Here is a 9,154-nt window from a genome sequence, read left to right as displayed (position 1 = left end):
CCCTCACCTCGGTGAAGTCCGCGTCAGCAGTTGAGGAGGCGCATTATAGAGATGCTAGCTTGGGAGTCAACACTCTTTTGTAATCATTTTGAAATACTTACAAAGACGTATGTTTTTCGAACAATATGGTTGAGAATCATACATTTAAGGTCAAGAACTGATCACTTAAAGACCAGCATCTGATATTTTTTCTTGCCGAGCTTGATAACGTAGTACTTTGCAAACAAGGCATTAGCCGCCGCAAACACCGATTCAGCGGCCATATTGTCAGCTAAACCCACAGGCGAACCATTTACCTGAACCGCATTACGCCCCAAGGCATCCTTAATTTGCTTGCCCGCGCCCATTCCGACATCAGCTAAAAGCTGAGTAAGCGGCCGATCAACGAGTTCACCCCTATCTAATATAGCCGTGGGCAAGCCATCTAACTGCAGCTGCGCAAGATCACTTGCCGACAATTCAGCCAAGTCACCGGAGAATAAGGCCTCGGTTATACGCTGCGCGCCAGCCAACTCTTCGTCGCCATGTATAAGGCTCGTCATTTGCTCAGCGAGAATGCGCTGAGCAATCGGGCGCCCCGCCTCTTTATCAGCCTGCTCTATCGCATCAATCTCGACCAGCGACAAAAACGTAAAATAACGCAAAAACTTATAAACATCGGCATCTGCCGTTCCCAGCCAGAACTGGTAAAAAGCATAGGGTGAGGTTTTATCTGGGTCGAGCCAAACCGTACCCGACTCGGTTTTACCAAATTTAGTACCATCAGACTTCGTTACTAAAGGCATCGTTAAGCCGTGCACCGCAGCGCCGTGCTGGCGACGAGTGAGATCCACCCCCGCAATAATATTGCCCCACTGATCCGAACCGCCTAACTGCAAAGTACAACCGTTACGCTTATACAGTTCGGAAAAATCCATGCCCTGCAATAAAGAGTAACTGAACTCAGTAAAAGAAATTCCCGAACCTTCTCTATTAAGACGCTGCTTAACCGACTCTTTAGCAATCATATTATTAATAGTGAAGTGCTTGCCGACATCGCGCAAAAACTCCAGTGCCGACATCGCGCCAAACCAGTCGAGATTATTAGCAAGCTCCGCAGAGTTTACCCCGCAATCAAAATCAATAAAGCGCGACACTTGCTCCTTGAGGCGACCAGCCCAGTTGGCAACGATATCAGGGGTATTTAGTTGACGCTCCTGCGCCTTAAAACTTGGATCACCTATTAAGCCTGTTGCACCACCTACCAAGGCGATCGGTTTATGACCCGCGTGTTGAAACCGGCGCAGGGCCAATAGCGGAACCAAGTGACCAATATGCAAACTGTCTGCAGTCGGATCAAAGCCACAATAGAGGGTACGCATGTCACTGGACAAATATTCCGACAGCCCATTTTCTCCGGTCATTTGCGCCACGAGGCCTCGAGCTTCTAATTCCGTGAGCAATTCTGCATTTACCGCTGTCATACCGTCGACCTTCATCATTTGAGAAGCGCAAACCGCCACCATACAGGGCGCTTGCTATATTGGAAAACTGATTAAGAAGGCGGCAAGATACAACAACCTAACCGAAATGCAAACCGCGAAAAGCTGACAGCTCGACGTCTACAAGCTAGAATCTACATTAACATTCGGTTTATACGGGCTTCAGCAGCCCTGTACATTTGTTATACTGAGCAAAAAATCACCAGCAAGGTATGAAGTAGCGAAATTATGCAGAACTGGATCCCTAAACGGCATGCCGTGCGTAGAACCTCAGGCGGCAAATTTCCTCGCCGTCATCTCGCACTCGCGGCGTCAACATTGATCGCCCTCGGACTCGCCTTACTTCTGCTGCCTGGCGAAAATGCAGAAGCCAAGCGCACGGCCATTCCGCTAAATCTCGAATTAACACCGAGCAGAGTCGGCGTAAGTGTAAGTACTCACGAAGAGCCGCCTATTGAACAAGAGCAGGCGTGGAAAGAGATCCCCGTAGAAAACGGCGACTCACTATCGGCTATTTTTAGCCGTGCCTCCTTGTCACCCCAAGATCTTCACGAGCTATTAACCAGCTCGGCCAAGACAAAGGAACTGAACAAGATTCGGCCAGGGCAAAAGCTGTCGTTTAAAATTGGCGACACAGGCCAGCTCGACGCGATGAGCCTTCAAATTGACAAGCTTAACAGCCTTGTTTTTGAACGCGGCGTAAACGGCTTTACCACGACCAAGCTAACCGCAACCCCAGAAATTCGCCAGCGAGTTGCCAGCGCGACTATCACCTCATCGCTCTATAAAGCCGCTCAAGACGCAGGCGTAAACCAAAGCATTATAATGGAGCTGGCCAATATCTTTGGCGGGGTCTTAGATTTTGTTTATGACGTTCGAAAAAACGACTATTTCATTGTGATATACGAAGAACTTTACCTAAACGGTGAAATGCTTGGCAGCGGTCAAATTCTTGCCGCCCAATACTTTAACCAAGGCAAATCCTTTGAAGCTTACCGCTATGTCAACACCCAAGGCGAGGTTGACTACTTTTCTGAAAATGGCGAGAGCATGCGCAAGGCTTTTTTACGCGCACCACTGGACTTTACACGCATAAGCTCCGGCTTTAACCCAAAACGCCTGCACCCCGTATTTAAAACAGTGCGCCCCCATCGCGGAGTAGATTACGCCGCACCCCGCGGCACCCCAGTTTACGCCGCCGGCGATGGCCGCGTCGCGGCCGCAGGCTACTCAAAGGCAAACGGCAACTACGTGTTTATTAAACACGGCGAGGCCTACATGACCAAATACCTGCACCTACACAAGCGCGCAGTTTCAAAGGGTGATCGAGTTCGACAACGGGAAACCATAGGCTGGGTGGGATCAACTGGTTACGCAACCGGCCCCCACCTCCACTATGAATTTTTGCTCAATGGCGTGCACCGCAACCCTGCCACCATCGTCAAACAACTTCCCGCACCAAAGAAAGTCGCTGCTGGCGCCATGCCTGAATTTAAGGCGCAGATTGCTGGCATGCAACTGCAGCTAAGAACCTACGCCGCGCAACGCAGTTACACCAATGGTAGCGACGCAGGCTAATGCATAAACGGTACTATATCGGGTTGATGTCTGGCACCAGTCTAGATGCGGTGGATGCAGCACTGATTAGCATTCACAACGAACAAATCCATTTAGAGCACGCGCTGTCTACACCTCTGCCAGCCAGCCTTAAAGCGCAAATACTATGGCTTTGCGCTGGTACCAGTGCCGAGATTGAACTACTTGGCCAAGTCGATCGCGAATTGGGCTGCCTGTTCGCTCAAGCCACTCTTAATCTGTGTCGAGCTGTTGACGTACCTCCCGCCAACGTGACCGCCATTGGCAGTCACGGCCAAACTGTCCGCCATCGACCGCCAGACAAGCTGCGCGCGGCCGACACCGCCTTTACACTGCAAATCGGCGACCCCAATACCATTGCCGAACTTACCGGCATCACCACTGTCGCAGACTTCCGTCGCCGCGACATTGCCGCCGGCGGCCAAGGCGCGCCCCTAGTTCCAGCGTTCCATGCGGCGGCGTTTAGTCAAACCGGCCATGAGCGTGTAATTGTTAATATTGGCGGCATGGCGAACATCAGCCTGCTTAAAGCCAATGGCGAAATCCTTGGCTTTGACACCGGCCCAGGCAATGTATTGATGGACAGCTGGATTAGCCATTGCCATGGGCAAGCGTTCGACCGTGATGGCGACTGGGCCCAGACCGGCAATCTGAACATCCAACTCTTAAACACAATGCTAGAAGATCCTTACTACGCGACACTTGGCCCCAAAAGCACGGGCCGCGAGCAATTTAATTTAGCGGGTTTACTGAATACGCTAAAAAAGCTGGACGACATTTCTCCAGCAGACGTCCAAGCGACCTTGTTAGAGCTTACTGCGCGCAGTATTTGTGAGGCAATTGACCAGTGCAGCCAAAACGGTGGGAACGTTTTTATTTGCGGGGGCGGCAGCGCCAATCGCGCACTTTGCTCGCGTATTCAAATATTGCTGCCTAACCAAAAGGTAGCGACAACAGAAGTGCTAGGCATCCACCCCGACTGGGTTGAAGCCGCGGCCTTCGCGTGGCTGGCAAAACAGAGTATTGCGGGGCTGGCGGGTAATGTGCCCGCCGTAACGGGCGCTAAAGGACCACGAATCTTGGGTGCGATTTACCCCAGCTAGCTACCAACGCGGGTCAAAGAATCAGACCGAAAAAGAAGAACCGCAACCGCAAGTAGTACTCGCGTTGGGGTTACTAACAATAAAGCGCGAACCTTCCAAACCTTCTGTGTAATCAACCTGAGCGCCGTCGATATACTGGTAGCTCAGCGGATCAACGAGCACAATCACCCCGTCTTTTTCCACTAACGTATCATCTTCTTCAGCCAGCTCATCAAAGGTAAAGCCGTACTGAAAGCCGGAACAGCCACCGCCCGTCACAAATACGCGCAATTTCAGGTCTTCATTAGCCTCTTCGGCCACTAAATTTTTTACCTTGGCCACAGCCCGATCCGTTAAGGTCAGCACTGTAGGGGTAAATTGCTCAACTGCAGACATAAGCCCACCTCACAAACTAACGGCACCGCTTGGTGCCGTAAATAGAGTGATTATCCAATTCCCGACTAAATCAGTCAAGAATTAACCACCTCTGTCTCACTAGGGTATTTCCTAGACCACATTGCAAGCGCCCCTAAGGCATTAGGGCCAAACCCTGCAAACCCATGGTTTCGGGTAAGCCGAACATCAAGTTCATGTTCTGGATCGCTTGGCCTGAAGCACCTTTCACCAGATTATCAATTGCCGACAACACGACGATAGTGTTCCGATTCTGGGGGCGATGCAGCGCCAAACGGCACATATTGCTGCCACGCACGGTGCGGGTTTGAGGTGTACTGCCGAGGGGCATCACATCCACAAAGGGTGCATCCGCATAGCGCTTTTCAAACATAGCCTGCAATTCATGTAAGGACACTGCCGGATCTAGCAGCTCGGTATACATCGTGGCATGGATACCCCGAACCTGCGGCAAAAGATGTGGTGTAAATGTTAAATTGACTGGACCGTTCGCCGCGAGCGCCAACTCCTGTTCAATTTCAGGCAGGTGACGATGCCCATCCACCCCATACGCTTTAAAGCTTTCAGACAATTCGGTAAACAAATTATCAATCTTGGCTTGGCGCCCTGCACCACTCACCCCTGACGCAGCACTAACAATCAGGCGACTAGGGTCAATCAGTTTTTCCTCAAGCAGCGGAATCAGACCCAACTGCACCGCCGTGGGGTAACACCCTGGGCAGGCAATCAACTTAGCATGACGAATTTTATCGGCATTGCGCTCGGGCAAGCCATAAACAGCCGTTGCCAGCACATCTGGACAAATATGTTTTTCGTGGTACCACTTGGTCCACAAATCCGCGTCAGTAATACGAAAATCTGCCGACAGGTCAATAACACGTGTTCCCGCCGCAAGTAACTCGGGCACCATATTCATGGCTACATTGTGAGGAGTAGCAAAAAACACCACATCGCAGCTAGCGAGGGCTTCCACATCTGGCGTAGAAAACCGCAGATCCATCGCACCGCGTAAACTAGGAAATAATTCATCTACCGCTACACCATCTTCCGCGCGCGACGTAATCATCGCCACTTCAGCCTCGACGTGAGTCGACAATAAGCGCAGCAATTCAACGCCGGTATAACCTGTACCACCTACAATTCCTACTTTTAACACGCCGACTCTCCTTCGTTTATTCAATGCTATTTAGCACTTAAAAAGTGTATTTTAAATTAATGATTCGAGTTAGTACGCCCAGCCTCGTCTAGCTGCGCCGTTGGCGCTGGCTCCTCTTTATCGCGGAGCAAATACTCCCAGCCACGCAATAAATCTTTGGCCAGCACATGATAGACCGGTTCGGGCATAATTAATTTCGACACCGCCGTTGCGGTAAGGGCACTCACCATTAGCGCGGGCAGTATATCGTGGTTGTTGCCCGTCAACTCCAGCACAATCACAAAGGCGGTGATTGGCCGCTGCACCACGCCGGCGAAATAACTCGCCATTCCCACTAAAATCAATGACACCGTAGGCACTTGCGGAAACAACGATCCCATCGCCGAGCCCAACTCGGCTCCAGCAGCCAAACTAGGCGAGAAAATGCCACCAGGAATGCCGCTAAAATACGTTAGCAAGGTAGCCAACATTTTACCAACAGCGGTGAGCCAACTTGCCTCATCTTCACCCGCCAGCAGCATTCTCGCCTCAGCATAGCCGCTGCCCATGGTTAAGCCGCCAGACAATATCGCCATTACCGCCAGCAGCAAGCCCACAACCAAGGCAACACGCAGCGGCCAGCGTTGCACCAGCGGCGCTACCGCACGATTACCCTGAACCAAAAGCACACTAAACAAACCACCCAATAAACCGCAGGCCACACTTACACCAATAATATAAGGGTAATAAGCAAAGGGCATGGCACTGACTTCTGGCACACCAAAATAGCTGTAATGACCCGCAAAGGCCAACACCACCACCCCCGACAGAATAATCGCCATAATAAACGTACCGGTGGTGCGCGCTTCCATCGACTGCTGCAACTCTTCAATGGCAAAAACAATACCCGCCAAGGGCGCATTAAAAGCCGCCGACACCCCAGCCGCGCCGCCGGCAACAATTAAACTGCTCTCTACTTGGCGCTGCTTTAGTTTTGCCCAGCAGCCAAATTTATACATGATTGCCGCGCCAACATGTACGCTTGGCCCCTCACGCCCCACCGTTGCACCCACCAGCAAGCCAGCACAGGTCAGCAATACCTTTAGCGTTGCCACCCGAAGCGATAAAAATGGTCCGCGTAACCAGTGATAGCTTTGCTTATGTGCGAGCAAAACTTGGGGAATACCACTCCCCCGCGACGCCTTGCCGCCCTTATTCATCACCCACACAATCGCGGCCAAACCTAAGGGGGTTATCAGTAAAAACAAATAGGGATCGTAGGCAAAAATGGTCTCGGTTAGGCCGTAGCTCTCTTCAGACAGCCACGCAAAGCCTTGAATCACTAAACCAACCGTTAAAGCACCCACCCAAAAAACCCCTCGGGTTTTCCAGTCTTCTAGGGTGCCGAACTGGCGGCGAGTGTGGCGATTACCCAAAACCCACCACAGACGAAGCCTGCGAGCAGTTCGGGCACGTTTACTATTGGTGGTCATTATATAAGCGGCCTGTACAGGCAGTTGAGCGAAAACAAATGCCCAGAATGAAAATCAGCACGAAAAAAACCTGCGGCGGGCCGCATTTGGCTAAGGGATATTGTATGCTAAATACCCTAGTACACCCAGCACCGACACAGTAATTTTAGCGCCTTCAATAGGATATTGCCCCATGCTCTGGCTTAAAGCCTTCCATATTATTGCGGTGATCTGCTGGTTTGCCGGCATTTTTTACCTGCCGAGACTGTTTGTTTATCACGCAATGAGCGAAGACCAAGCCACCCGCAACCAGCTCAAAATCATGGAACGCAAGCTCTACCGTTTTGTTAGCCCCTTTGCCATATTAACGGTGGTTTTTGGTGGCTTACTAATTAGCCTGCAACCCAGCTACTATCTTCACGCGGGGTGGCTGCATGTCAAACTGGTATTTGTCGCGGGACTAATCGCCTACCACCTGTATTGCGGGCATTTGGTAAAGATTTTTGCCAATGACCAAAACCAGCGCCGACACGTATTTTATCGCTGGTTCAACGAGGCACCGGTTTTTGCATTGTTCGCTATTGTATTACTTGCGGTCTTAAAGCCCTTTTAAGCCAGCGCTCAGCGCGGGATAATGCCCCCCATTCATCGCCAAGTTCCATTTATTGATTACAAGAAGCCTTTATATGAGCAGCTCTGAACAATTATTTGAAGTCGCACGTCAATTTATACCTGGTGGAGTAAACAGCCCAGTTAGAGCCTTTAAAGCTGTTGGCGGCACCCCGCGTTTTATCGACCACGCCAAAGGCCCCTATCTGTTCGATGTAGAGGGCAAAAAATACATTGATTACGTGCTGTCTTGGGGGCCAATGCTACTCGGCCACGCCCACCCCGACATCATTGCCAGAGTGACGGAGCAGCTGCAAAAAGGCCTGAGCTTTGGTGCACCCACCGAAATAGAAACCCAGCTCGCCGCCAAAATTTGCGGCATTATGCCCAGCATGGACATGGTGCGTATGGTGAGCTCCGGCACCGAAGCCACCATGAGCGCCATTCGCCTCGCTCGGGGTTATACCGGCCGCGACAAAATCATTAAATTTGAAGGCTGCTACCACGGTCACTCAGACTCGCTACTCATCAAAGCCGGCTCGGGCGCACTAACCTTTGGCGTACCCAGCTCACCTGGCGTACCCGCGGCGCTGGCCGAGCACACCATTACCCTCACCTATAACGACATTGAGGGCGTGCGAGCGGCCTTCAAAGAATTCGGCGAGCAAATTGCCTGTATTATTGTTGAGCCCGTGGCCGGCAATATGAATTGCGTACCGCCGATTCCAGGCTTTTTAGAATGCCTGCGCGAGTGCTGCGACCAAAGCGGCAGCGTGTTAATTATTGACGAGGTGATGACTGGCTTCCGTCTTGGCCTACAGGGCGCCCAAGGTTATTACGGCGTGACCGCCGACATCACTTGCCTAGGTAAAGTCATTGGCGGCGGCATGCCCGTTGCTGCCTTTGGCGGCAAGCGCGAAATTATGAGCTGCATCGCCCCCAGCGGGCCGGTATACCAAGCCGGAACCCTCTCTGGCAATCCGGTCGCCATGGCCGCCGGCCTTTGCATGCTAGAGCACATTGAACAAGCAGGCTTTTACGAGCCTATTTTTGCGCAAACCGACAAATTAGTGAAAGGCCTGCGCGAGCGCGCCGCGGCGGCTGGCATCCCCATGACCAGCAACCACGTTGGCACTATGTTTGGCGTGTTTTTTACCGATGCCGAGCACGTCACCAACTACCAGCAAGTCATGGCCTGCGACATCGAGCGCTTTAACCGCTTTTTCCACGGCATGCTAGAAGGCGGCGTCTACCTTGCCCCAGCCTCCTACGAGGCAGGCTTTTTGTCTGCCGCCCACACCGACGCCGACATTGCCGAAACATTGGCAGTGGCCGAAACAGTATTTGCAAACCTAGGCTGAGAAC

At 51.8% G+C, this 9,154-nt stretch carries 8 protein-coding genes; 4 read left to right on the top strand and 4 right to left on the bottom strand.

Annotated elements, in window-relative coordinates:
• Window positions 1-161: 161 nt before the first annotated feature.
• Complete coding sequence (gene tyrS / locus P1U47_RS15580; protein ID WP_301030134.1) at window positions 162-1,463, bottom strand: tyrosine--tRNA ligase; 1,302 nt, start codon at window positions 1,461-1,463, stop codon at window positions 162-164.
• A gap of 246 nt (window positions 1,464-1,709) precedes the next feature.
• Here tyrS and P1U47_RS15575 point away from each other — a divergent pair, with 246 nt between their 5' ends.
• Both P1U47_RS15575 and P1U47_RS15570 read left to right on the top strand, forming a co-directional pair.
• Complete coding sequence (locus P1U47_RS15575; protein WP_301030133.1) at window positions 1,710-3,059, top strand: peptidoglycan DD-metalloendopeptidase family protein; 1,350 nt, start codon at window positions 1,710-1,712, stop codon at window positions 3,057-3,059.
• Entirely contained in the window at window positions 3,059-4,180 is a 1,122-nt protein-coding gene (locus P1U47_RS15570; protein ID WP_301030132.1) for an anhydro-N-acetylmuramic acid kinase, read from the top strand. Before P1U47_RS15575 ends, P1U47_RS15570 begins: the two co-directional genes overlap by 1 nt.
• A 21-nt stretch (window positions 4,181-4,201) precedes the next feature.
• Here the strand turns inward: P1U47_RS15570 and erpA are convergent, their stop codons facing one another.
• The 3 genes from erpA to P1U47_RS15555 form a co-directional block, all read right to left on the bottom strand.
• A complete protein-coding gene (erpA, locus tag P1U47_RS15565) occupies window positions 4,202-4,555 on the bottom strand; it encodes an iron-sulfur cluster insertion protein ErpA (RefSeq protein ID WP_301030131.1) in 354 nt (117 codons plus the stop codon).
• A 133-nt stretch (window positions 4,556-4,688) separates the two neighbouring features.
• Window positions 4,689-5,729 carry an N-acetyl-gamma-glutamyl-phosphate reductase gene (argC, locus tag P1U47_RS15560; RefSeq protein ID WP_301030130.1) on the bottom strand — a complete coding sequence of 347 codons (1,041 nt, stop codon included), beginning with the start codon at window positions 5,727-5,729 and terminating at the stop codon, window positions 4,689-4,691.
• Between the two features lie 56 nt (window positions 5,730-5,785).
• The gene (locus P1U47_RS15555) at window positions 5,786-7,201 is read right to left on the bottom strand and encodes a chloride channel protein (protein ID WP_301030129.1); all 1,416 of its coding nucleotides are present in this window, start codon (window positions 7,199-7,201) and stop codon (window positions 5,786-5,788) included.
• Between the two features lie 172 nt (window positions 7,202-7,373).
• Here P1U47_RS15555 and hemJ point away from each other — a divergent pair, with 172 nt between their 5' ends.
• Together hemJ and hemL are read left to right on the top strand one after the other, a co-directional pair.
• Window positions 7,374-7,793: a protoporphyrinogen oxidase HemJ gene (hemJ, locus tag P1U47_RS15550; RefSeq protein WP_301030128.1), complete on the top strand. Its 420-nt coding sequence runs from the start codon at window positions 7,374-7,376 to the stop codon at window positions 7,791-7,793.
• Window positions 7,794-7,866: 73 nt separating this feature from the next.
• The gene (hemL, locus tag P1U47_RS15545; protein ID WP_301030127.1) at window positions 7,867-9,150 is read left to right on the top strand and encodes a glutamate-1-semialdehyde 2,1-aminomutase; all 1,284 of its coding nucleotides are present in this window, start codon (window positions 7,867-7,869) and stop codon (window positions 9,148-9,150) included.
• The last annotated feature ends 4 nt before the right edge of the window (window positions 9,151-9,154 follow it).

The organism is Zhongshania sp., assembly GCF_029212375.1.
Lineage (GTDB): Bacteria > Pseudomonadota > Gammaproteobacteria > Pseudomonadales > Spongiibacteraceae > Spongiibacter.
This window is presented reverse-complemented; position numbering and strand designations above follow the sequence as displayed.